Annotated in this window: 28 protein-coding genes; 10 read left to right on the forward strand and 18 right to left on the reverse strand. The window is 67.8% G+C overall.

Annotated elements, in window-relative coordinates:
* Positions 1 to 6: 6 nt before the first annotated feature.
* Positions 7 to 948, forward strand: a complete 942-nt coding sequence (locus tag ACFCYE_RS14300) for a glycosyltransferase family 2 protein (RefSeq protein WP_376179730.1) — start codon at positions 7 to 9, stop codon at positions 946 to 948.
* A 31-nt stretch (positions 949 to 979) separates the two neighbouring features.
* Positions 980 to 1753, forward strand: coding sequence for an SDR family NAD(P)-dependent oxidoreductase (locus tag ACFCYE_RS14305; protein WP_376179732.1), 774 nt, complete (start codon positions 980 to 982; stop codon positions 1751 to 1753).
* A gap of 22 nt (positions 1754 to 1775) precedes the next feature.
* Here the strand turns inward: ACFCYE_RS14305 and ACFCYE_RS14310 are convergent, their stop codons facing one another.
* Together ACFCYE_RS14310 and ACFCYE_RS14315 are read right to left on the reverse strand one after the other, a co-directional pair.
* Complete coding sequence (locus ACFCYE_RS14310; protein ID WP_376179734.1) at positions 1776 to 3089, reverse strand: alpha-L-fucosidase; 1314 nt, start codon at positions 3087 to 3089, stop codon at positions 1776 to 1778.
* 108 nt (positions 3090 to 3197) lie between these two features.
* A complete protein-coding gene (locus ACFCYE_RS14315; protein ID WP_376180153.1) occupies positions 3198 to 5249 on the reverse strand; it encodes an ABC transporter ATP-binding protein in 2052 nt (683 codons plus the stop codon).
* Between the two features lie 165 nt (positions 5250 to 5414).
* Between ACFCYE_RS14315 and ACFCYE_RS14320 the strand changes: the two genes are divergently transcribed.
* Positions 5415 to 6890 carry a DHA2 family efflux MFS transporter permease subunit gene (locus tag ACFCYE_RS14320; RefSeq protein WP_376179736.1) on the forward strand — a complete coding sequence of 492 codons (1476 nt, stop codon included), beginning with the start codon at positions 5415 to 5417 and terminating at the stop codon, positions 6888 to 6890.
* 47 nt (positions 6891 to 6937) lie between these two features.
* On the opposite strand, the gene ACFCYE_RS14325 is transcribed toward ACFCYE_RS14320, so the two are convergent.
* Positions 6938 to 7069 carry a hypothetical protein gene (locus tag ACFCYE_RS14325; protein WP_376179738.1) on the reverse strand — a complete coding sequence of 44 codons (132 nt, stop codon included), beginning with the start codon at positions 7067 to 7069 and terminating at the stop codon, positions 6938 to 6940.
* Between the two features lie 111 nt (positions 7070 to 7180).
* Between ACFCYE_RS14325 and ACFCYE_RS14330 the strand changes: the two genes are divergently transcribed.
* The 4 genes from ACFCYE_RS14330 to ACFCYE_RS14345 all read left to right on the forward strand — a co-directional run bounded on the left by ACFCYE_RS14330 (position 7181) and on the right by ACFCYE_RS14345 (position 9349).
* Positions 7181 to 7657, forward strand: a complete 477-nt coding sequence (locus ACFCYE_RS14330; RefSeq protein ID WP_376179740.1) for a DUF6328 family protein — start codon at positions 7181 to 7183, stop codon at positions 7655 to 7657.
* Positions 7658 to 7706: 49 nt separating this feature from the next.
* Positions 7707 to 8282, forward strand: coding sequence for a 1-acyl-sn-glycerol-3-phosphate acyltransferase (locus tag ACFCYE_RS14335; protein ID WP_376179741.1), 576 nt, complete (start codon positions 7707 to 7709; stop codon positions 8280 to 8282).
* Positions 8283 to 8406: 124 nt separating this feature from the next.
* A complete protein-coding gene (locus ACFCYE_RS14340; RefSeq protein WP_376179743.1) occupies positions 8407 to 8706 on the forward strand; it encodes a Fe-S cluster assembly protein HesB in 300 nt (99 codons plus the stop codon).
* Positions 8707 to 8782: 76 nt separating this feature from the next.
* Entirely contained in the window at positions 8783 to 9349 is a 567-nt protein-coding gene (locus ACFCYE_RS14345; protein WP_376179745.1) for a carboxymuconolactone decarboxylase family protein, read from the forward strand.
* Positions 9350 to 9426: 77 nt separating this feature from the next.
* Here ACFCYE_RS14345 and ACFCYE_RS14350 read toward each other — a convergent pair whose 3' ends face one another.
* From ACFCYE_RS14350 to ACFCYE_RS14360, 3 genes are all read right to left on the reverse strand, one after another.
* Entirely contained in the window at positions 9427 to 9813 is a 387-nt protein-coding gene (locus tag ACFCYE_RS14350; RefSeq protein WP_376179747.1) for an SHOCT domain-containing protein, read from the reverse strand.
* Between the two features lie 153 nt (positions 9814 to 9966).
* Entirely contained in the window at positions 9967 to 10845 is an 879-nt protein-coding gene (locus tag ACFCYE_RS14355; RefSeq protein WP_376179749.1) for a GyrI-like domain-containing protein, read from the reverse strand.
* A 15-nt stretch (positions 10846 to 10860) separates the two neighbouring features.
* Entirely contained in the window at positions 10861 to 11400 is a 540-nt protein-coding gene (locus tag ACFCYE_RS14360; RefSeq protein ID WP_376179751.1) for an EamA family transporter, read from the reverse strand.
* A gap of 118 nt (positions 11401 to 11518) precedes the next feature.
* On the opposite strand from ACFCYE_RS14360, the gene ACFCYE_RS14365 reads away from it, so the two are divergent.
* Positions 11519 to 11731 carry a hypothetical protein gene (locus tag ACFCYE_RS14365; RefSeq protein WP_376179753.1) on the forward strand — a complete coding sequence of 71 codons (213 nt, stop codon included), beginning with the start codon at positions 11519 to 11521 and terminating at the stop codon, positions 11729 to 11731.
* A gap of 141 nt (positions 11732 to 11872) precedes the next feature.
* A complete protein-coding gene (locus ACFCYE_RS14370; RefSeq protein ID WP_376179754.1) occupies positions 11873 to 12457 on the forward strand; it encodes a TetR/AcrR family transcriptional regulator in 585 nt (194 codons plus the stop codon).
* Positions 12458 to 12466: 9 nt separating this feature from the next.
* Here ACFCYE_RS14370 and ACFCYE_RS14375 read toward each other — a convergent pair whose 3' ends face one another.
* From ACFCYE_RS14375 to ACFCYE_RS14430, 12 genes are all read right to left on the reverse strand, one after another.
* Positions 12467 to 13030 carry an alpha/beta fold hydrolase gene (locus tag ACFCYE_RS14375; RefSeq protein WP_376179756.1) on the reverse strand — a complete coding sequence of 188 codons (564 nt, stop codon included), beginning with the start codon at positions 13028 to 13030 and terminating at the stop codon, positions 12467 to 12469.
* A gap of 118 nt (positions 13031 to 13148) precedes the next feature.
* Positions 13149 to 13763 (reverse strand): GDSL-type esterase/lipase family protein, encoded by a 615-nt coding sequence (locus ACFCYE_RS14380; RefSeq protein ID WP_376179758.1) that lies wholly within the window; start codon positions 13761 to 13763, stop codon positions 13149 to 13151.
* Complete coding sequence (locus ACFCYE_RS14385) at positions 13760 to 14563, reverse strand: alpha/beta fold hydrolase (RefSeq protein ID WP_376179760.1); 804 nt, start codon at positions 14561 to 14563, stop codon at positions 13760 to 13762. The genes ACFCYE_RS14380 and ACFCYE_RS14385 overlap by 4 nt, the downstream gene beginning before the upstream one ends.
* A complete protein-coding gene (locus ACFCYE_RS14390) occupies positions 14560 to 14724 on the reverse strand; it encodes a hypothetical protein (RefSeq protein WP_376179762.1) in 165 nt (54 codons plus the stop codon). Before ACFCYE_RS14390 ends, ACFCYE_RS14385 begins: the two co-directional genes overlap by 4 nt.
* A gap of 55 nt (positions 14725 to 14779) precedes the next feature.
* On the reverse strand, positions 14780 to 15370 hold the full coding sequence (locus ACFCYE_RS14395) for a GNAT family N-acetyltransferase (protein WP_376179763.1): 591 nt from the start codon (positions 15368 to 15370) through the stop codon (positions 14780 to 14782).
* The gene (locus tag ACFCYE_RS14400) at positions 15367 to 15660 is read right to left on the reverse strand and encodes an AAA family ATPase (protein WP_376179765.1); all 294 of its coding nucleotides are present in this window, start codon (positions 15658 to 15660) and stop codon (positions 15367 to 15369) included. Before ACFCYE_RS14400 ends, ACFCYE_RS14395 begins: the two co-directional genes overlap by 4 nt.
* Positions 15661 to 15755: 95 nt before the next feature.
* Complete coding sequence (locus tag ACFCYE_RS14405; RefSeq protein ID WP_376179767.1) at positions 15756 to 16580, reverse strand: DNA-formamidopyrimidine glycosylase family protein; 825 nt, start codon at positions 16578 to 16580, stop codon at positions 15756 to 15758.
* A 179-nt stretch (positions 16581 to 16759) separates the two neighbouring features.
* Positions 16760 to 17128: a DUF4440 domain-containing protein gene (locus ACFCYE_RS14410; protein ID WP_376179768.1), complete on the reverse strand. Its 369-nt coding sequence runs from the start codon at positions 17126 to 17128 to the stop codon at positions 16760 to 16762.
* 10 nt (positions 17129 to 17138) lie between these two features.
* Entirely contained in the window at positions 17139 to 17639 is a 501-nt protein-coding gene (locus ACFCYE_RS14415; protein ID WP_376179769.1) for a hypothetical protein, read from the reverse strand.
* 28 nt (positions 17640 to 17667) lie between these two features.
* Positions 17668 to 18741, reverse strand: coding sequence for a redox-regulated ATPase YchF (ychF, locus tag ACFCYE_RS14420; protein ID WP_376179770.1), 1074 nt, complete (start codon positions 18739 to 18741; stop codon positions 17668 to 17670).
* Between the two features lie 11 nt (positions 18742 to 18752).
* The gene (locus ACFCYE_RS14425; protein ID WP_376180155.1) at positions 18753 to 19484 is read right to left on the reverse strand and encodes an HAD family hydrolase; all 732 of its coding nucleotides are present in this window, start codon (positions 19482 to 19484) and stop codon (positions 18753 to 18755) included.
* The gene (locus ACFCYE_RS14430; RefSeq protein ID WP_376179771.1) at positions 19484 to 20224 is read right to left on the reverse strand and encodes a class I SAM-dependent methyltransferase; all 741 of its coding nucleotides are present in this window, start codon (positions 20222 to 20224) and stop codon (positions 19484 to 19486) included. Before ACFCYE_RS14430 ends, ACFCYE_RS14425 begins: the two co-directional genes overlap by 1 nt.
* A gap of 59 nt (positions 20225 to 20283) precedes the next feature.
* Between ACFCYE_RS14430 and ACFCYE_RS14435 the strand changes: the two genes are divergently transcribed.
* Positions 20284 to 20877 (forward strand): 3'-5' exonuclease, encoded by a 594-nt coding sequence (locus ACFCYE_RS14435; RefSeq protein WP_376179772.1) that lies wholly within the window; start codon positions 20284 to 20286, stop codon positions 20875 to 20877.
* The last annotated feature ends 26 nt before the right edge of the window (positions 20878 to 20903 follow it).

A 20903-nucleotide genomic window follows, 5' to 3' on the forward strand; every position in this document is an offset into this window, starting at 1 on the left:
CGGGACGTGCCCGCCCCGATCGTCACGCTCATCGTCCCCGGTCGCGACATCGCCGCCTTCGTCCCCGCAGCCCTCGACTCCCTGCGCGCGCAGACCGAGCAGCGCTGGCGCGCGCTGCTCATCGACGACGGCTCGCTCGATGCCACCGGTGAGGTCTTCGCGGATGCCGCGGCATCCGATTCCCGATTCGAAGTACTCCGGCACGAGCGCTCCATCGGGCTGGGAGCGGCGCGCAACGTCGGCCTCGACCGCGTCGACACCGAGTTCGTCGGATTCCTGGACGGCGACGACGAGCTAACCCCGACAGCGCTCGCCCGCCTGATCGGCACCCTCACCACGACCGGCAGCGACTTCGTCGCCGGTGCGTACGTCCGCTCCCGGCATGACCGCGGCGTCTACGTCCCCGGTCGCGTCCAGCCCTGGGTGGCCGCCGCGACGGACCCCGAACGTCTCGGCACGACGATCTTCGAGCATCCGAAGGCGTCGGCCAACATCGTGGCCTGGTCGAAGATCAGCCGCGCTGATCTCTGGACGGATCTGCGCTTCCCCGAAGGCGTCGCCTACGAGGACCAGATCGTCGCACAGCGGATGTACACCGCAGCGGGCGCATTCGACGTGATTCCCGATGTCGTCGTGCGCTGGCGGCTGCGCGCCGACGGCTCGTCGATCACGCAGGGCAAGGCCCAGCTGCCCGTGCTCCGCGACTATCTCTCGGCGCTGCTCGGCGGCATCGGAGTGCTGCGGGATGCCGGTGCTCACGCCGCCGTGGCCGCTAGGCTGGAACTCATCCTCGCGATGGACGTGCCGCCGCTCCAGGAGATCGCCGGCACCCACCCCGACCCCGCATACGCCGCGGAGGTCATGGCGTTCACGGACGAGCTGCGGTCATTCCCCGAGTTCGCCGACGCCCACCCCGACCCCACTCTCGCGGCCGCGCTCAGCTGGTGATGCCCCTGCGCGCCCGCGTGTCAGGAGACCCATGAACACGTACCTCGATTCGCTCTTCTCGCTTTCCGGCCGCGTCGCCGTGGTGACCGGCGGCAGCTCCGGCATCGGCCGCGGGATCGCCACGGCCCTCGCCAAGGCGGGCGCCGCGACCGTGATCGTCGCGCGCGGACGGGACCGCGTCGATGCGGCAGTGCGGGAGCTGACGGATGCCGGATGCCGCGCCGCCGGCGTCGTCGGCGACCTGAGCACCCGTGCCGGCATCCAGGCCGTGGCGGATGCCGCGGCGGAGCCGTTCGGCGAACCGGACATCCTGGTGAACTCCGCCGGCATCAACATCCGCCCGCCGTATCCCGAGATCACCGAGGACGATTGGGATGCCACGATGACCGTGAACGCGCTGGCGCCATTCCTGCTCGGCCAGCGGTACGCGGCCGGGATGGCGGAGCGCGGTTACGGGCGGCTCATCCACATCAGTTCGCAGCAGGCGCATCGTGCGTTCGTGGGCAGCGGGATCTACGGGGTCTCCAAGGGGGCTGTCGAATCGCTCATGCGATCCGAGGCCGAGGCATGGGGCGGCACAGGGGTGACCAGCAACACGCTCGTGCCAGGGTTCGTCCTGACGCCGCTGAACGCGCGGCTGCAGGACGATCCCGAGAAGATCTCGGCCCTCGCCGCGCGCACGATGATCGGTCGCAACGGCCTGCCCGAGGACTTCGCCGGCGCCGCCGTGTTCCTCGCCGGCTCCGGGTCGGCGTACGTCACCGGACATTCGCTGTTCGTCGACGGCGGGCTGTCCGCGCACTGATCCGGCCGCGACCGCGCGGACGTCAGACGCGGGCGAAGGCGACGGCGGCGGGGCCGTGCGTCACGCCTCCGACCCGCACGACCGCCACGCCGCCGTCCTGTTCGACGATCACGTCGCCGGAGAGTACGCGCACGAGGTCGAGGTCGATCCCCTGAGTCGCGATCCGGTGCTCGCCCAGATCCTCCAGGAACACGATCCGCTCCGTCGGCGTCTCCCAGTCGCGTCGCCAACGTCCGTCCTCGCCGCTGTCCGGCTGCGTGGTGCGCCCGGTGGCGGCTGCCGCGTCTGCGATCGGGAGCTTCCACTGCCCGAACCCTTCCAGGGTCCGCTGCTGCAGTTCCGGGATGTCTCCTTCGGCGGTGGGTCCGACGTTCAGGAGCAGGCGTCCGCCTTTCGCCACGACGTCCGTCCAGTGCTTGGCGAGCGCCATCGAGTCGAGGGTCTCCTTGGGCGACTCGAGCCGGTTGTACCCGAAGGACCACCCCAGACCGCGGTTGTTCTCCCAGACGTCCTTGTCCTCGTTCGCCTTGCCCGCGGAGTACTCGGTCGTCGCCACGTCGTAGTACGTGCGTCCCCAACGATCGTTCACGACTCCGTCGGGATGCGCGGCGAAGTACTCGCGGAACATCTCGTGCAGTCCGTCGCGTCCGCGGTGCTTGCCCGCGTCGGGCCATTCGATGTCGTTCCACAGGACGTCGGGATGATAGCGATCGATGAGATCTCGCACATGGGCCAGCGCATAGTAGTGATACGCGGCGTCATTGGGCCGGAGCGTGTGCACCTCCTCTCCGGTGCGGTGGGGCGGGAAGTCGCTGATCGACCAGTCCAGTCCGCCGGAGTAGTACACCCCGAATCGCAAGCCCTCGTCGCGCACCGCGTTCGCGATCTCTCCGACCAGATCGCGCCGCGGCCCACGGTGCACGGTGTTGCGAGAGCCGGTCCCCGGCGCATCCCACAGAGTGATGCCGTCGTGATGCTTCGTGGTCGGCACGACGTACTCGGCTCCGGCGCGTGCGAACAGCGAGGCCCAGGCGCGCGGATCGAATCGCTCAGCGGTCCAACGATCGAGGAAGTCGTCGTACGGGGCGCCGCCGTACGTCTCCTCGTGGTGCTTGTGCGCGGGGCTGCCGGGAATGCGGATGGTGTTGAGATACCACTCGGCATACGGATTGTGCGCGAACCAGGTGTCGTCATCCTCGACCTCGCCGAGGGCTCCGATCGGCTCGGCCCACGCCGGCACCGAATATGCGCCCCAGTGGATGAAGATCCCGAACTTCGCTCGCCCGTACCATTCGGGCAGAGCGCGATCCAGATCGGTCCAGGTCTTGTCGGTCACGAGCACCTCACGTTGAACAGTCGCTACAGGTCGGATGTATCAGCGCCTATTGTGCGCATTCACCCCGCCTTCAGTCAAGGATCTCCCGGAAGACATCCGATGTTCGCTTTATGCCTCGGGCGATTCGACCCGCGGATCGGCGACCTCGAGCAGCGGCACCGGCGCAGTGAGGGCGGCAACGGCATCCGCTGCGGCCGAGTCCTCAGGAGCCGGATCCGCCCGGCGCCCGGCGAGCGCCGCCGACCCGGCCGCCGTCGCCTCGGCGGCCTCCTCCGCGCCCATGATCCGGGATGCCGCGATCTGCTGCGCGGCGAGTTCGGCGTAGAGCCCGCCGGCGGCGAGCAGCTCGGCGTGCGTTCCCGATTCGACGATCTGCCCCGCCTCGAGCACGTGTATGACGTCGGCACCGATCACGGTCGACAGCCGGTGCGCGATCGACAGCACCGTGCGCCCGCGCGCCGCCTCGTCCAGGGCCTCCTGCACGACCCGCTCGGACACGGTGTCGAGGGCAGAGGTGGCCTCGTCGAGCAGCAGGACGGGCGGATCCTTCAGCAGGATGCGCGCGATCGCGATGCGCTGCTTCTCACCCCCGGACAGCCGATACCCTCGCTCGCCGACGATCGTGTCGTAGCCGTTCTCGAACCCGCTGATGATGTGATGGATGTTCGCCGCCGTGCACGCCGCGACGAGTTCATCCTCGGTGGCGTCAGGTTTGGCGTACAGCAGGTTCTCGCGGATCGTGGCATGGAAGAGATAGGTCTCCTGCGACACGATGCCGATCTCGTCGATGATCGATTCCTGCGTGAGCGCGCGCACATCGGCCCCGGCGAACAGGACCTGACCCGACGCCGCCTCGTACATGCGCGGCGCGAGATAGAGCACCGTCGTCTTGCCTGCGCCGGAAGGCCCGACGAACGCGACGTGCTGACCTGGTTCGGCGACGAACGAGACCCCCTGCAGGGTGGGTCGCGCGTCCGCCGCGGCATCCGGATACCGGAAGACGACCTCACGGAACTCGACACGCCCCCGAGGACCCGGCGCAGCGGCGACGTCGACGGCATCCGGCGCATCCTGGATCGCGGGAACCAGGTCGAGGTACTCGAAGATGCGCGCGAACAGCGCCGCGGAGGTCTGCAGGTCCAGCGCCACGCGCATGAGGCCCATCAGCGGCATCAGCAGCCTGGCCTGCACCGTCGTGAACGCCACGACCGTCCCCGCCGTGATCACATCGACCCCGCCGGTGATGAAGTACCCGGCGACGAGGTAGATGATCGCGGGCACCGACGCCATGATCACCTGGACGACGGCGAAGAATCCCTGCCCGCTCATCGCCCTGCGCACCTGCAGCACGACTTGGTTGCGGTTCTCGGCCTGATAGCGCTCCGACTCGGCGCGCTGCCGGTTGAACGACTTCGACAGCAGCATCCCGGAGACGCTCAGCGTCTCCTGGGTGATGCTGGTCAGTTCGCTCAGCGACTCCTGCGTCTCCCCCGCGATGCGTGCGCGCACCTGCCCGACGCGGCGCTGCACGATGATGAGGAAGGGCATGATGACGACGGCGATCAGGGTCAGCCGCCAGTCGATGATGATCATCGCGACCAGCGACGCGACGACCGTGACCGTGTTGCCCAGGATGCTCGTCACGGTGTTGGTCAGAACGCCGGAGACGCCGCCGACGTCGTTCTGCAGACGGGATTGGATGACACCGGTCTTGGTCCGTGTGAAGAAGCCGAGCTCCATCTCCTGCAGGTGCTCGAACAGCTTCACACGCAGATCGCCGGTGACGCGGTTGCCGACGGTCGAGGTGAACCAGGTCTGAGCGACACCGAGCGCCGCCGAGAGCAGGAACAGTCCGATCATGAGAGCGACCAGGCGCACCAGCAGGGCGAGGTCGGGCCGGGAGCCGTCCACGGGGAACAGCGCGTCGTCGAAGATGCGCTGCACGATCAACGGCGGGATCACTGCGATCGCCGCGCCGGTGATCACCAGGATCCCCGTGATCACGATCCGCCACAGATAGGGACGGAACAGCCCGATGACGCGGTGCCCGAGACCGGGGATGCGCGGCGCTTGGGCATTCAGACGCTTCTGCGCCGCCTCATCGACTCCTCGGAATGCCGCACCGCCACCGCGGCCACCGCCGCCGTGTCCGCCGCCCATGCTCATGCGGTCAGCCTAACCCCGGAAGAATTCTCCAGATTCCTTCCGAGATCGGGAATGCGATGTCCCACCCCGCCGTTACTCTTGAGGCTTGCCCTCGTGCGGATGCCGGATCTGACGGTTCCGCCGGTGGCCGATCGCCCGTCCTGAACGCAAGGAGACGTCATGGCCACAACCACTGATTCCATACCCACCACTCCCGCCAAGCGGGAGCCCATGATCGCGCCCTCCGACATGCGCGTGATCTGGCTGCTGCTGGTCGCCGCGTTCGTCGCGATCCTCAACGAGACCACGATGGGCATCGCGATCCCGCACCTCAACGAGGATCTGGGGCTGCCGCCCGACCTCGGGCAGTGGCTGACGAGCGCGTTCATGCTGACGATGGCCGTCGTGATCCCCACGACCGGGTTCATCCTGCAGCGCTTCACCACTCGACAGGTGTTCATCGCGGCGATGAGCGCGTTCACGCTCGGCACCCTGGTGTGCCTCGTGGCCCCGGGCTTCAGCGTCCTGCTCGCCGGTCGCGTGATCCAGGCCGCCGGCACCGGCGTCATGATGCCGCTGCTGATGACCACGATGATGAACGTCGTTCCGCCGCAGTCGCGCGGTCGCATGATGGGCCGCGTCGGTCTCGTCATCTCGCTGGCACCTGCCATCGGCCCGACCCTCGCCGGAGCAGTGCTCGAGACGCTCAGCTGGCGCTGGCTGTTCGGCATCGTGCTGCCGATCGCGATCGTGGCCCTCGCCATGGGCGCGAAGTGGATGACGAACCTCGGCGAGACGAAGAAGGTGCCGCTGGATGTGCTCTCCATCCCGCTCGCGGCGTTCGGCTTCGGCGGCATCGTGTACGGCCTGAGCCAGTTCGGTGGTCACGGCGCCGGGGCCGCGACCACCGGCATCGTCGCGCTCGTGGTCGGTGCGATCGCGCTGGCACTGTTCGTATGGCGACAGCTCATGCTGCAGCGCATCGACGACGCTCTGCTGGACCTGCGCGTGTTCCGCTCGCGCAACTTCACCATCGCCGTGATCATCATGGCGATCGTGGCGCTGTCGATGTTCGGCACGCTGACCCTGCTGCCGCAGTACCTGCAGAACGTCGCTGGCCTCGATGCTCTGCAGGCCGGACTCATCCTGCTGCCCGGCTCGGTCCTGATGGGCCTGCTCGGGCCGATCATGGGCCGCATCTACGACGCCCGAGGAACGCGCACTCTGCTCGTGCCTGGGACGATCATGATCTCGGGAGCGCTGTTCTTCTACGCGACGGTCGGCCAGAACACCCCCTGGTGGATGCTCGTGATCGTGCAGACGGTCATGTCGGTGGGCCTGGCGATGTCCTTCACGCCGCTGTTCACCGCGTCGCTCGGATCGCTCGAGCGACGGTTCTACTCGCACGGTTCTGCTGTCCTGAACACTCTGCAGCAGGTCGCCGGTGCCGCAGGCGTCGCGGTCATGACGGTGGTCTACTCATCGATCCTGTACGCGGGTGAGGCCGACGGACTGTCGACGGCCGCTGCCGGCGCACCGGGTGCTCGCACGGCATTCCTGCTGGCCGCGATCATCTCGCTGGTCGCCGTCGCGCTCGCCGGCTTCGTCCGCAAGCCGGCGGATGACGCGGGCGACGGCTTCCACGGCGGTCACTGAGGTTCGTGCGTCCGCCCTGCCTCGGCGGGGCGGACGCTGCCGAACGGCTACTCGGTCGGCAGCGCGCAGAACCCGCCGCTGCAGGCGCCGGCATCGGCGCCGCCCAGCAGGTTGAGTCCCACCGGCGCGACGAGCGGGTGCGCAGCGGACGGGACATCAGGAGTCTGAGGATCGCTCATTCCTCCATGCTACGCCTGCCTGTGCGAGCAGGCGCTGTCCGCTCCCGGAAGATCGGACGCGGCACCCGCAACCCCCTGGACATCCCGACGGCGTCGTCCGAGACTTCGGATATGAGCGATGTGGATGCCAAACCCGATGGCCGCGATGAGACACCGGACGAACGCGCCGACCGCAACTGGGACGAACTCATGCAGGAGCTGCGTGTGATGCAGACCGGCACCCAGGTGCTGTCCGGGTTTCTCCTCGCGGTCGCATTCACGCCTCGATTCACCGAGCTCGACGAAGTCCAGAGCACCGGCTATCTCGTGCTGGTCGGGCTGGCGGCCCTCGCGACGATTCTGGCGCTGGCCCCGGTCGGCCTGCACCGCGCATGGTTCGGACAGCACCGCAAGCCGGATCTCGTCCGCTTCACCTCGCGCATCGTGAAAGCCGATCTCGCCGTCATCGGCCTTCTGAGCGTCGGTGTCACGACACTCATCTTCGACTTCGTCCTCGGACGGGCCGGTTCCCTCACCGTGCTGCTGGTCGCGAGCGCGATCGTCCTCGTGCTCTGGGTCCTGCTCCCCCGGCTGGCGAACCGGCAGTGACGGCGCCGCCATACCCGGCACAGCATATTCGGTCGCATACGGTTATCTGATGCTCAAACGCCTTCTGTCCCGCGCCTACTGGACCTTCAGCCGCTGGACTCTGGCTGACGGCGCCGCACCGGATCGCCCCACGATTCTCATCGGTGCCCCGCACACGTCGAACTGGGACTTCGTGCTGATGCTGGCGATCGCCTGGCGCCTCGGGATCGACGTGCACTGGCTGGGCAAGAAGAGCCTCTTCCGCGGCTGGCGAGGGCCGCTCATGCGCCGTCTCGGCGGCATCCCGGTGGATCGTGATGACCCCCGTCGCGTCGTGGCGGACGTCATCGAGCAGGTGGATGCCGGGATGGTGTTCGGCCTCGTCATCACGCCCGACGGCACCCGCGGCGGCAACGAGTACTGGAAGAGCGGCTTCTACCGGATCGCCAGACAGACAGGGATGCCGGTCACCCTCGGATTCGTCGATCGCACGACCATGACGGCCGGTCTCGGTCCCACCGTCGCGCTTACCGGGGATGTCGCCGCGGACATGGACCGGATTCGCGAGTTCTACGCCGACAAGGCCGGTGTGCGCCCGGAGCAGCGGACCGAGCCTCGGCTGCGCGAGGAGACCCTAGCCGAGTGAGGTCGGCCAAGGTGGGAGAACCCTCCGAGTCCCCGGTCGGGGGTTGAAGCGCGCGGCGACGTCCGGAATCGTGGCCCGGACATGCCTCGACCGGGGTGTGACCCGCGAACGGAAGGAGAGCGCTGTGCTCACCCTCACCGACAATGCAAACGCCGTCGTCACCACGATCGTGACGGGCCAGGAGAACGGAGACGATGCCGGGCTGCGGATCGAGTCCGCCCCTGCACAGGGTCCGAACGGAGAGACGCGCTTCGCCGTGCACGTCGTCCCCTCCCCCGAGCCGGCAGACCAGATCATCGAGGCCGCCGGAACCCGCGTCTTCCTCGAGACAGCCGCGGCAGAGGCTCTCGCCGACAAGGTGCTGGACGCCGGAGTCGACGGCGAGGGCACCGTCAGTTTCACGATCCTGCCTCAGCCCGCCTGATCCTCTTCCGTCCGGTGCGCCGGGCGAGTAGCGTCCGTCCTGGTCGGTGTCTGCGCCGGCCAGGACGGAGTCGTTCATGATCATCACTCCCCCACCGGCCGAGACCGCTGCAGGACATGTCGCGGACATGTACGCCGAAGACATCGCAGATGACGGATTCGTCTTCTCCCATACGCAGGCGATGGCCGTGAACCCCGAAGCCCACGCCGCGTTCGAGCAACTGGTGCGAGCAGTCGTCCCCTCGATCGGATTGAGCGTCTACGAAGCCGCGACCCTCGGCGCGGCACAGGCCATCGGCTCCACGCACTGCCTGCTCGCGCACGGGCGCAAAGCGCTGCGTGCAGAGGTCATCGACGAGGACGGCCTCCTCGCTTTCGCGCACGGCGACGACAGTCGGTTCTCCGAGGCCGAGCAGGTCGTGATCCGTTACGCCCGGAAGCTCTCGACCGAGGCTGCGGCGATGTCGGATGCCGACACTCAGGAGCTGCGCGACGCCGGGTTCAGCGACCGGCAGATCGTCGACATCACGCTCGCCGCCGGCGCCCGCAACCTTTTCAGTCGGTCGTTGCTCGCACTGGCCGTTCCGGTCGACGAGGTCCCGGGACTCGCTCCGTCGCTCGTGGCGGCGCTGTCGGCATCCTGACTCGCCTGGACGTGGACGCAGAACCGCCCCTCGCCGACGAGTCGACGAGAGGCGGTGCGGTCAGCCTCGGAAGAGGATCAGCTCAGGGCCTTGGCTTTCAGCTTCTCGAACTCCTCCGTCGTGATGGCGCCGGACGTCAGCAGGTCCTTCGCCTTCGCGATCTCGTCGGTCGGGCTCGCGCCGGCCACCTGCTGGATGTAGGCGTCGGTGGATGCCTTCGCAGCCTGCGCCTGAGCGGCATAGCGCTCGGCCATGCTGCCACCGCGGGCGATCAGGTAGACGAGGACGGTCAGGAACGGCACGAAGATCAGGAAGATGATCCACAGAGCCTTCCATCCGCCGCCCAGCTTGCTGTCGCGGAACAGGTCACCGATCACTGCGAACAGTGCGTACAGGTACGACACGAACGCGAAGACGAGGATGAACCACCAGATGATGTCCCAGAATGATGCCCAGAAGTTCATGGGTGTGTGCCTTTCTTTGGATGCCGCCGTCACGGCGCATGTGATGCCGCCGTTACGGCTGGCCTCTGGAACCGTACTGCCTCCGCGGGGATCCGCATCGGATTGAGGCGGCGCGGTCACCCGTTGCGGGTGAGACCCCTGCGATTCACGCAGTTACGCGCGCTCGACAGGCAGCCAGAGCTCGCACGAGGCGTGCGTCGCGGTCAGCTCGAGGTAGCGGACGATCGACGGGCCGGGGCGCAGACGCCACGGGTTCGATGGGAACCATTCGGTCGCCGTCGCGGCCCACAGCCGCTGCAGGGTCTCGGGGAACGGCCCGCTCGAGGCGAAGACCGCCCATGAACCGGCCGGCAGCGCGATCACGTCGAGATCGTCCGGTACCGGTGTGCCGTCGGAGACCGCCACGCCGTGCAGATACGTGAGCGGCGCACCCTCCGCGGCATCCGGCTCAGGTCCGTCCGAGACGGCCAGGATGCCGGCGGGGTCGGTGTTCCCGAGTTCCTTCAGACGCACGTGCTCCCGGGGGTCGAGCGACGCGATGTGCGCCTGGATGTGCGGGTTGACTCCCTCGTGGATGAGGGGCACCTCGACGGCATGACCGACGAGGCTGAGCGCGGGACGGTCGATGATGGTGACGTCCATGGGGATTCTCCCTTCGACGCTCAGACGGAATCTGAGCGTGGGTTGTGTGCGGAGAGGACCGCCGTCTCGGCGCACCTGCGCCGGCGCCGTGTCGTGCACGGCGCGGAATGCGCGCCCGAACGCCTCGACGGATCCGTATCCGTGGCGCACCGCGACCGTCAGCAGGTCGGGTGCACCGGAGACGAGCTCCGCCGCCGCGCGGGTCATGCGCCGACGCCGGATGTACTCCGATACCGGCATCCCGGCGAGCGACGCGAACATGCGCCGCAGGTGGTACTCCGTCGTGGCGTGCGCGCGGGCGAACTCCGCGATGTCGATGTCCTGCCCTGGCCGATCCTCTTCGAGTCTCTCCTCGATCAGGTCGACCAGAGCGTTCAGGGTGCCGATCATGCGGTCCTCCTTTCGTCATCCATGCTCGTCGGATGCCGGCTGCACCGCCCGATCATCCATGCCGGATTCGATCGGCGCGACGGTGCGTGGACTGCGCATGCCGACGACGACGCCGATCGCGACCAGCAGGGTCCCGATGATATGCGACGGATGGATCTCGCCGACACCGAGCAGTGCCGTGGTCAGCAACGCGCCGATCGGAACGAGCCCTGCGAAGAGGCCCGCGCGATCAGCACCGAGGCGATGCAGCGCGTGGTACCAGAGCAGGAACGCCAGCGCCGTGACGATCGCACCGAGGTACGCGAATGCGAGTGCTTCCGGCGGCGTGGGCAGGCGCAGCGACGACGGCCCGTCGAGGAGGACGCCCACGACGAACAACGGCACGACGGACAGCGCTGCAGGATACGCCGCGACCCGCAGTGCGCCGAGCTTCGGCAGCAGCGGCACGGCGAGCAGGGAGAACGCGGCCTCGCTGAGCAGTGCCGCGATCGAAAGCAGGATGCCAGGGACGCTCCCACCCCCGAACCCCGCGGCGACGATGACGCCGGCGGTCACGACCGCTGCCGATCCGACGAGCCGCGCCGGAGAGTCCCCGCCCTTGCAGGATCGGGCCGGAGATCGCGAGGACGATGGGCACAGCCCCGACCACGCTGCCGATCATGGCCGGACTCGCATGCCGGGTGGCCTCGACGAGGAAGACGTTGAAGGCGACCAGGCCGGTGCCGGACAGCGCGATGAGAAGGAGCAGGTCGCGCCTTGTGAGCCGTACCCGTGGCAGGCGCATCCGGCGAACGATCAACAGGAGGATGACCGCGGCGAGCGCGTAACGCAGCGCCTGTCCGAGCAGCACGGGATACTCCGCGATGGTGGCGGACACGGCGGCTGACGTGCCGACGAGCAGCATGGCCGCAGCCGCGCCCACCGCTGGCATCGTGGTCGGTCTCACAGTCCTGCACGACTTTCGCTATTTGCAACATGCATGTTGCAGTTATAACAGGAAACACGTCTAAGGTGTAGTGTTTTCGTCATGACGATCTCCGCACGACGACCGCTGCGGGCGGACGCCGAACGCAGCGTCCAAGCGATTCTCGAGGCGGCCGAGCACGTGCTCTCGACCGAGCCGAATGCCTCGATGGAGCAGATCGCCGGTGCCGCCGGGGTCGCGCGCACCACGATCCATCGACGGTTCGCCAACCGCCAGGCGCTGCTCGATGCTCTTGCACTGTCGGCCGCTGAGCGGCTTGCCAGCGCCGTCGACGAGGGGCGCCCTGACACGGCACCGCCGCTCGTGGCGCTGCATCGGATCACGGCCAACGTGCTCGAGGTGAAGGGAGCGTGGACATTCGCGCTGGGTGTGCCTGCGGAGGCGGGCAGCACCGCGTCACGGCTTCACAAAGACATCGCGCAGCACTGCCTCGTGGTCCTCGGGCGCGCGCAGGATGCCGGGCTGATCGCCGAGGACGCCGATCTGCGGTGGGCCCGTCGGGTGTACTACGCCCTGCTGGCCGCGACCCTGCAATCCCCGTCGGAGGATGCCGAACTCGACGTCGACACGCTGGCGGCCCGCATCGTCGACACCCTCCTGAACGGAGCGGGACCGCGGACGCTGTGAACGGTCAGGTCAGTCCCAGTCGAGGTACTCCTCGATGATGACGGCGGTCTCGACGGGGTGCGTCACCGGGAACAGATGATCGGCTCCCTCGACGGTCTTGATGCTCGACCGCTCGGGGGCGGTCGCGTGCAGCCGCTCGGCGTTCTCGGTCGGGGTGACCTCGTCGCCCGTGGCCTGCACGATCAGGACCGGCAAAACGGGGGCGAGGGCGATCTCGGCCTCCTCGACTCCGAGCAGCAGCAGGCCGTTCGAGCGGTCGGGGTGCTCGGCGACCACCGTGCGCGCGATGGTGCCGCCGAAGCCGTGTCCGCCGATCCAGGCATCAGCGAGGCCGACGTGATCCATCACCGCGATGACGTCGTCTGCGCGATCGGCGAGCGCTGCGTCAACTGGTCGATGTCCGATGCGCAGCACGCGGAATCCGGCCTCTTCTGCGAGGTAGTGCGCGACGATTCCGAGCACCTCGTTGTCGGTGCGCGTCTCGGGGACCAGCACGAGGGCGACAGGCCCTTCGCCCTCGTCGACGTAGGGGACGGCGCGACCGTTCGGGTCGAAGATGCTGCTCTCGCTCACGTGGTCAGTCCTCTCATTCGGCCGTCATGAGCGTCATCGACCATGCGGGCGCGGCACGGACTGACAATGTTACCGGAGCGGCCCCGGAGACTCGGGTGCGCGCAACACCCCGGTCATCTCAGTGCAGCCAGTCGAGGAAGACGGGTTGGATCACCGATGCGAGCAGGCGGTAGCCCTCGGCATCCGGGTGGTAGCCGTCGCCGACCACGACCTGATGCTGCCAGGTGGTATCGCGTGACGTCGCCGGGAAGGTCGATACGAATCGAACGCCCAAACGGTCGGCATGCGTGCGCATCGCACGGTCGCGGGCCCGGATCCGCTCGTTCTGCGCCTGGTCGGCGGTCGCCGGTGGACCCACGACCAGGAGCCGATCGGCGCCGATGAATTCGGTCGCCGTCCGAACTGCCCGGATGCCGTCGTCGACCGCCGCGCGTTCGACGCCGTCTCGCTCCGTGGCGTCGTTCACGCCGAAGGAGACGACCAGCCGAGCATCCTCGGCATCCGCCAGCCGGGGCGGAGCCTCGGTGGCGATGCGCGCGGCGATCTGAACGGATGTCTCCCGCCGCACGCCCAGGTTGTAGGACGTGATGCGGTGTCCGCGCTCCCGCGCTGCGGCTGTGACGCGACCGACCCAGCCCAGCCCGCTGGAATCGCCGACGCCGGCGACGAAGGAATCGCCGAAGAAGCAGATGCGGAGATCCGGGCGAGCGCCCTCGTTCCTCGCCGCGCTCACGCAACGTCCTCGAGCAGCCATGCCCGCAGCACACCGACCCATTCGTCGAATGCGTCGAGGTGCGCGTCGTGGCTGCCACCCTGCAGGTCGATGCGCCGCGTGGCGGGGCGGCGCGTCAGCAACTCGTCCTTGACTGCGGGAGTGAACATCCCTCTGCGAGCGAACACGGCCAGCGTCGGCACCTCCAGCTGTTCCCACTCGTGCCACCTCGGAGCATGCACTGCCCTGATCGTGCGCTCCATGACATCGGCGTCGAAACGCGGACGCAGACCATCCGGAGTGGCTTCAAGGTCGTCGACCCAGGCGTCCACGATCGCGTCACCACCGAGGAACTCGCGCGCGTGGGACGCGTCACGGAAGGTCGACGGCCATGAGGCGAAGAATCGGCCGAGGCCAGCAGCGGATTCCGGACCCGCCTCGCCGGCGACGTGCCCTTCGAGCATCACCAGCCGATCGACCAGATCCGGACGGGACGCCGCAACGAGAAAGGCGGTGTGGGCACCCATCGACTGACCGACGAGGACACAAGGTTGTTCCGGAACGAGCGATTCGAGCACGTGGACCACATCTGCGACGTACGCCTCGCGAGACAGATCGCTCGGCCGCCTGGTACTGCGTCCGTGTCCGCGCTGGTCCACCAGAAGGACCCGGAAAGAGTCGGCGAGGGCGTCGGCCGTGGGCAGCAGCTCCCTGGAGCTGCCGGCGAGACCATGCAACAGGACCAGCGGGGGTCCGTCCCCGCCCAGGTCCGTCATCCCGAGCGAGACGTCGCCGCGCCGGATCTCGATGGCCGACGTCACCCGCGACCTGTGCCGTGATCGGCGACATCGGGCTCGGCCCGCAGGACGTCGGCGATCTCCTCCTCGGGGCGCGGGGCGATCGTCTCGTCTTCCTCGAGCTGGGGGATCGATGGTTCGCCCGGGGCAGGGATGTGTCCCGGATGCTGAGCATCGGACGTCATGGCGCTCCTCCTTGTCAGTCACAGGGTACGCCGACGACCGGCTCCTGCATGGCCGTCACCACGCACGTCCGCGCAGATCGACGGTGCCGACGGGCCATGTTCCGAATTCCCGCTCGATCGGAAGCACGAGAAGCGGCTGTCCGGGCTCGTCCTCGACCGGCATCCCGTCCCGCCCGATCGAACGTTCCGCCGTCCGGATCCGACGCCACCCGCACGATTCGTAGAACGGCACCACTTCTTCGCGGCACCCCAGGTAGCCGAAGTCGATACCGCCCGCGTCGCGCATCGATCTCATGGCATGTGCCATCAGCCGCTCGCCCAGCCTCCTGCCCCGTGCCCGCGCAGAGATCAGCACTCCCCCGACGCCTGCGATCGCGACCTCGGCATCCGCGACGCCGATGGTGCGGCGCGCCCAACCGACGTGTCCGTCGACGGCATCGTCCGATCGCGCGACCACGTGGACATCGTGAGGAGCGTAGCCGTAGGGCTGACCGGGGTCCCACTCGCCAAACTCGTCGAAGTACTCGGCGTCGAACAGCCGCTTCAACTGCGAGCGGTCTTCGAAGGTGAGCTCTTCATGCGCGACGATGTCGATCGACCCGATGAAGGCTGATCCGGTGGTCGTGCCGGTGCGAGGGTGCATCATGGCGTTCCGATGCGCGACACCAGCTCGTCTGCGACTTCTTCGACGGTTCCCGGTGCGGCGTCGATCACGACATCATTCCCCGACCGCAGGTTCAATTCGGCCACGGCACGCACAGACTCGTATGCGGCGACCCCCACGGTCCACCCTGCGGGCACACCCGATGCGAGCATCGCCTCCTCGACCGCATCGATCGACAGATGCACCGCGCCGATTCGAGCAGCCACGATCGCGGCGACGCTGGTCTTCCCGACGCCGGGCAGCCCCGAGACCACGATCAGGTGGGCGGCCATACGGTCTCCGGGGTCAGGGTCTCAGCCGTGCGCCGGTCGACGGCAGTGGACATTTCGTCAACCTATCAGCGCGCGCCCTCCTGGCGAGCGCGAGTTCAGCCGTCGGCGAGTTCCGGCTGGCAGTGCGGGCACGATTGCGCTGATGCTCCGGCGAACACCTGATCGATGATGACGGTGCCGCATACCGGACACGCCTGGCCGCCGCGTCCATGCACGACCGTCGCCTCGACCTTCGCCTGTTTCAGACGGTCGGGCGGCAGGCCCCGACGGTCCGCGACCGCCCTTTTCAGGATGTCGACGGTTGCGTGGAACAGCCGGTCTCTCGCATCAGCGTCGAGGTCTGCCGCGTGAACCGCGTGCGGCAACCGCGCCCTGTGGAGAATCTCGTCCGAATAGGCGTTGCCGATTCCGGCAAGCGAGGTCTGCTCCTGAAGCAGCGCCTTGATCTGTTTCCGCCTCGAGCCGAGCGCCCGCTCGAAGTCCTCGCGCAAGAAATCCGAAGAGAGCGGATCCGGTCCGAGGGCGGCGACGCCCGCGACGCCGGTCGGCGCATCGACCACTGACGCAGTGACGGCGAGGAAGTCGCCCGAATCGACGAGCCGCATCATCGCTTCCCCCTCGAGCACGACACGTGCGACCTCCGGTGCGGGGTCGCCACCGGATGGGTCTTCCGCGCCATGCCACCGGATCCAGCCGTTGCGACCCAACCCGATCATCAGCCAACCCGCCGTCGTGGCGACACCGACATGCTTGCCGAAGCGCCGCACCGCGGTGATCCGGGCGCCGACCAGCGAGGCGGGCACTCGATCGCGCGTCTTGACGATGCGGAACTCGGCGATGTCGACGTCCGCGATGACGCAACCTTTGATCTGCTCGTCGAGGAACTCGACGAGCACCTGAACCTCTGGAGACTCGGGCATGCGCCCATCCTCGCACTGGAGGATCGGCGACACCATCGTGCTGGCTTCGACCGTTCTCCCGAATGGCCCGTGATGCCGAGCCTGCTCCACGTGCGGTTGCCGAACGTGGACGCCGTCTTTCAGAAGGCAGTCGCGGCGGGAGCGCATATCGTGACGCAAGGCATGCGCCATCGGGAAGGTCAGGAACTCACGGGCGTGTCCTGGCTGAACGTGTTCTGCCAGCGTCCGCCGTCTCGGCCCCACAGGGAACTCACGAACATCGCCTCTGACTGCGAGCCTCCGGGCCGCTTGTAGTCAGCGCGGTACGAGAGCATCACCGAAACCGCGGAAACGACGATGAGTCGTGCGTGAGAGATGGTGAACGACGCGATCACCGGCCCGTTGGAAAGCTGCTCGACATGATCATCCCTTGCAGCGAACCCAGTCGGGTACACGCCGACGAAATCTCCTGACAGCAACTCACGATCGGCATCGGCATCGCCGCTGACCTGAGCAGCCCAGACCTTCGATTCCAGGTCCACGAAGAACTGCGTGTCGCGCTGGTGCATCCCACCATCGTCACACACTCATCGGCTCCGAACCGCGGGCCCCCCCGGCGCGCAGCACTCGTGTTCCGCGGACACGAGGGAGTATCTCGACGGTGATGATCAACGCCGCGCAGACGACCCCCATGCCGAGCACGGACCAACCTATCCACCATGCGTCGGCTTCATCTTCCACGCGCATGCCACCGCCGCCTCTGCCCGGAAATCTCCAACCGATTGTGTACTCGGGGTACAGCAGCATGACCATCCCCCATCCGATGAGCATGAACCACAGGGCACAAGACGCCACCTGCATGATCAGCATTCTGGTCACCGCAGACCGCGGAAGGAGCATCAGCGCCGGAGCGGTCGAACCCACCAGCGTCAGAGCAGTACAGGCCACGAACACACCCCACGCACCCCAGGACAGGTACATCGCGCACCCGCCGGCCATCAGCATCGCCGTGGCAGCGATGATCGCCCAGTGCTTCCTCGAAAGACGCAACTGAATGCGCCTCAACCGGTCGGGGAGCATTCATGTACCGCTGTTCGCCAAGGGACCGTCAGACGTTGAATCTGAACTCCACCACGTCGCCGTCCTGCATGACGTAGTCCTTGCCCTCGAGGCGCGCCTTGCCCTTGGCTCGAGCTTCGACGACGGACCCGGTCGCGACGAGGTCATCGAACGAGATGATCTCGGCCTTGATGAAGCCCTTCTCGAAGTCGGTGTGAATGACACCCGCAGCCTGCGGAGCCTTCCAGCCCTTTCCGATCGTCCAGGCGCGCGCCTCTTTCGGGCCCGCCGTGAGGTACGTCTGCAATCCGAGCGTGTCGAAGCCGATGCGCGCGAGCTGGTCGAGACCGGATTCCTCCTGACCCGTCGAAGCCAGCAGCTCGGCGGCATCCTCGGGGTCGAGATCGATCAGTTCGGATTCGATCTTCGCGTCCAGGAAGACGGCCTTGGCCGGCGCGACGAGTGCGGCCAGCTCCGCCTTGCGGGAATCGTCCGTCAGTACCGCCTCATCGACGTTGAAGACGAAGATGACGGGCTTCGAGGTCAGCAGCCCCAGCTCGCGGATCGGCGCGAGGTCGATCCCGCTCGTCGACAGCAGGATGCCGCGCTCGAGCGCGTCCTTGGCCGCGTTCGCGGCCTCGAGCACCGAGGGGTCGAGCTTGCGGCCACGGACTTCCTTCTCGTACCGGGCGATCGCCTTCTCGAGCGTCTGCAGGTCGGCGAGCATGAGTTCGGCGTTGATCGTCTCCATGTCGGAGGCCGGGTTCACCGCCCCGTCGACGTGCACCACGTCATCGTCGGCGAAGCCGCGGACGACCTGCGCGATCGCGTCAGCCTCGCGGATGTTGGCGAGGAACTGGTTGCCCAGCCCCTCCCCCTCGCTCGCGCCGCGGACGATGCCCGCGATGTCCACGAACGACACGGTCGCGGGGAGGATCCGCTCGCTGCTGAAGATCTCGGCGAGCTTGGCGAGCCGCGAATCCGGGAGGCTCACCACGCCCACGTTCGGCTCGATCGTCGCGAACGGGTAGTTCGCCGCGAGCACGTCGTTCTTGGTCAGGGCGTTGAAGAGGGTGGACTTGCCGACGTTGGGCAGGCCGACGATTCCGATAGTGAGAGCCACGGGGTACGAGTCTACCTGCGCGGGATGCCCGCGCCCTGCGTGCGCTCGACCAGCACCTCGTGCAGCGAGCGGATATCCCGATGCGGAACATCAGGCCGCGGCGCTGGGGCCGCGTCGCGGTTGATCCAGAGCGCGGTCATCCCGGCATCCGATGCCCCGACGACGTCGGCGGCGAAATTGTCGCCGACGTGCATCGCGCGATCGGGAGCGACACCGAGCCCGTCGAGTGCACGCTCGAAGATCTCGCAGGCCGGCTTCAGCACGCCGATGTCACCCGAGGCGACGACGACGTCGAAGAGCCCGTCGATCCCGACCGTCACGAGCTTGGCCCGCTGGAACTCGGCCGGCCCGTTCGTGATCAGTCCCAGCGGGATGCCGTCGGCGCGAAGGCTCCCCAGCACCACGAGCGTTTCCGCGAACAGCGAGAAGGTGCCGTGCTCGGCGCGGACGTGCAGCACGACCGCCTCATCCACCAGCGCGGCGTCGTCACGGCCGAAACGCGACAGCGTCAGCCGCCAGATCTCGCGCGGCAGAGCATCGCCCGGCAGCTCGCCGCGCATCCACTTCTCACCCTGCAGCGCCCAGCAGTCACGCCAGGCATCCGTGTTCGCGGCAAGGATCGCCTCGGCGTCGAGACCGTGCCGACGCGCCAGTTCTCGTGCGGTGTGCTGCACCGCGTCGCCCGCACCGTCGTGGACGAGCGTTCCGTCGAGATCGAAGAAGACGGCGTCGATGCCCTCCATCACTGCCGCACCGCCCGATATGCGCGAGTCACGTAGGGGACGTCGATGACGTCGTCGCCGTGGAGCCCGAGGTCGTCGAACAGCTGATCCATCTCATGTCGGATCCGCGACCTCTCATCGTCCGAGGCCGTGATCACGTAGCTGCGCGAACTCGCCAGATCGTGCACCTGAGCGCGCGTCATCGGACGCGTCCACTCCCATTCCTGCGAGACGAGGGCCCCGAACGGCGCACCGACCATCGGCCCGTCTCCGGAGATCATCTGCTCGGCCGCGCTGCCATGCATGATCGTGGTGAGCCGTCGGACCCAGGACGTGCGTTCATCACGGATGTTCCAGATCAACCCGAGTACGCCGCCGGGACGAAGCACCCGGCCCACCTCAGCGGATCCAGCGATCGGCTCCACCCAGTGCCACGCCTGCGCGAGCACCACGGCATCCACACTCGCATCCGGCAGCGGGAGACTCTCCGCGGTGCCGATGAAGGTGGGAACGCCCGGCACGCTCTGGCGAAGCGCGGAGAGCATCTGAGCATCCGGATCGATCGCGACGACCTCGGCGTCCGGCGCCTTCGTCAGGACCCTGGTGAGCTTGCCTGTGCCTGCTCCGACGTCCGCGACCCGATGGGAGCCGCTCGGCAACCCCTCGAGCATCCATGCCACCGCCTCGAACGGATACTCGGGGCGCGCGAGCTCGTAACTGCGGGCCTGAGCACCGAAGGAGGTCGCGCGTGCATCGCTCATGTGGTCAGCCTACGGCGAGCCTGAGACATCGCGTCCGGATGCCGGGAGACAGTGAGAACGTGCCACTGGACTTCACTGCGATCGACTTCGAGACCGCGAACTCCAGCCCCGCCTCCGCGTGCTCCGTCGGACTCGTGCGCGTGCGCGGCGGCGAGGTCGTCGCGATGACGGGCTGGTTGATCCGTCCGCCGGCCGGATACGACGACTTCCAGGAGTGGAACGTCCGCATCCACGGCATCCGCCCCGAGGACGTCGCAGACGCCGCGACCTGGCCGGAGCAGTTCGATCGCCTGTGCGACTTCGCCGGCGCGGATGTGCTCGTCGCGCACAACGCCGGCTTCGATCTCAACGTGCTGCGGCGTGCATCCGCCGCGACGGGGTTGGAATGCCCGCCGTACCGATCGCTGTGCAGCCTTCAGGTGGCCCGCAAGACGTACCAGCTCGATTCCTACCGGCTGCCCAAGGCCGCTGCCGCCGCCGGCTTCGCCGAGTTCTCGCATCACGACGCGCTGGCGGATGCCCGTGCGTGCGCGCAGATCGTGATCGATGCCGCGCGCCGTAACGGTGCGTCCGACGTGGATGCTCTGGCCGACGCATTGAGTCTGCGCGTCACGGCACCACCGGTGGCCGTTCCGGAGCGCGCGGTCGCCTGAGAACGAGCGCACTCGGCGCGGATCCG

This window comes from Microbacterium sp. NPDC056234 (assembly GCF_042267585.1).
In the GTDB taxonomy this organism is placed as follows: domain Bacteria; phylum Actinomycetota; class Actinomycetes; order Actinomycetales; family Microbacteriaceae; genus Microbacterium.

Excerpts from the sequence above, each read along its gene's own strand:
- ACFCYE_RS14390 (WP_376179762.1), bottom strand. The coding sequence starts at position 14,724 with ATGACGTCCGATGCTCAGCATCCGGGACACATCCCTGCCCCGGGCGAA.
- ACFCYE_RS14325 (WP_376179738.1), bottom strand. The coding sequence starts at position 7,069 with ATGAGCGATCCTCAGACTCCTGATGTCCCGTCCGCTGCGCACCCGCTC.
- ACFCYE_RS14355 (WP_376179749.1), bottom strand. The coding sequence starts at position 10,845 with ATGATCGGCACCCTGAACGCTCTGGTCGACCTGATCGAGGAGAGACTC.
- ACFCYE_RS14350 (WP_376179747.1), bottom strand. The coding sequence starts at position 9,813 with ATGAACTTCTGGGCATCATTCTGGGACATCATCTGGTGGTTCATCCTC.
- ACFCYE_RS14425 (WP_376180155.1), bottom strand. The coding sequence starts at position 19,484 with ATGGAGGGCATCGACGCCGTCTTCTTCGATCTCGACGGAACGCTCGTC.
- ACFCYE_RS14305 (WP_376179732.1), top strand. The coding sequence starts at position 980 with ATGAACACGTACCTCGATTCGCTCTTCTCGCTTTCCGGCCGCGTCGCC.
- ACFCYE_RS14330 (WP_376179740.1), top strand. The coding sequence starts at position 7,181 with ATGAGCGATGTGGATGCCAAACCCGATGGCCGCGATGAGACACCGGAC.
- ACFCYE_RS14315 (WP_376180153.1), bottom strand. The coding sequence starts at position 5,249 with ATGGGCGGCGGACACGGCGGCGGTGGCCGCGGTGGCGGTGCGGCATTC.
- ACFCYE_RS14405 (WP_376179767.1), bottom strand. The coding sequence starts at position 16,580 with ATGCCCGAGTCTCCAGAGGTTCAGGTGCTCGTCGAGTTCCTCGACGAG.
- ACFCYE_RS14370 (WP_376179754.1), top strand. The coding sequence starts at position 11,873 with ATGACGATCTCCGCACGACGACCGCTGCGGGCGGACGCCGAACGCAGC.
- ACFCYE_RS14400 (WP_376179765.1), bottom strand. The coding sequence starts at position 15,660 with ATGGCCGCCCACCTGATCGTGGTCTCGGGGCTGCCCGGCGTCGGGAAG.
- ACFCYE_RS14345 (WP_376179745.1), top strand. The coding sequence starts at position 8,783 with ATGATCATCACTCCCCCACCGGCCGAGACCGCTGCAGGACATGTCGCG.
- ACFCYE_RS14365 (WP_376179753.1), top strand. The coding sequence starts at position 11,519 with ATGCCGGGTGGCCTCGACGAGGAAGACGTTGAAGGCGACCAGGCCGGT.
- ACFCYE_RS14395 (WP_376179763.1), bottom strand. The coding sequence starts at position 15,370 with ATGATGCACCCTCGCACCGGCACGACCACCGGATCAGCCTTCATCGGG.
- ACFCYE_RS14410 (WP_376179768.1), bottom strand. The coding sequence starts at position 17,128 with ATGCACCAGCGCGACACGCAGTTCTTCGTGGACCTGGAATCGAAGGTC.
- ACFCYE_RS14415 (WP_376179769.1), bottom strand. The coding sequence starts at position 17,639 with ATGCTCCCCGACCGGTTGAGGCGCATTCAGTTGCGTCTTTCGAGGAAG.
- ACFCYE_RS14335 (WP_376179741.1), top strand. The coding sequence starts at position 7,707 with ATGCTCAAACGCCTTCTGTCCCGCGCCTACTGGACCTTCAGCCGCTGG.
- ACFCYE_RS14320 (WP_376179736.1), top strand. The coding sequence starts at position 5,415 with ATGGCCACAACCACTGATTCCATACCCACCACTCCCGCCAAGCGGGAG.
- ACFCYE_RS14430 (WP_376179771.1), bottom strand. The coding sequence starts at position 20,224 with ATGAGCGATGCACGCGCGACCTCCTTCGGTGCTCAGGCCCGCAGTTAC.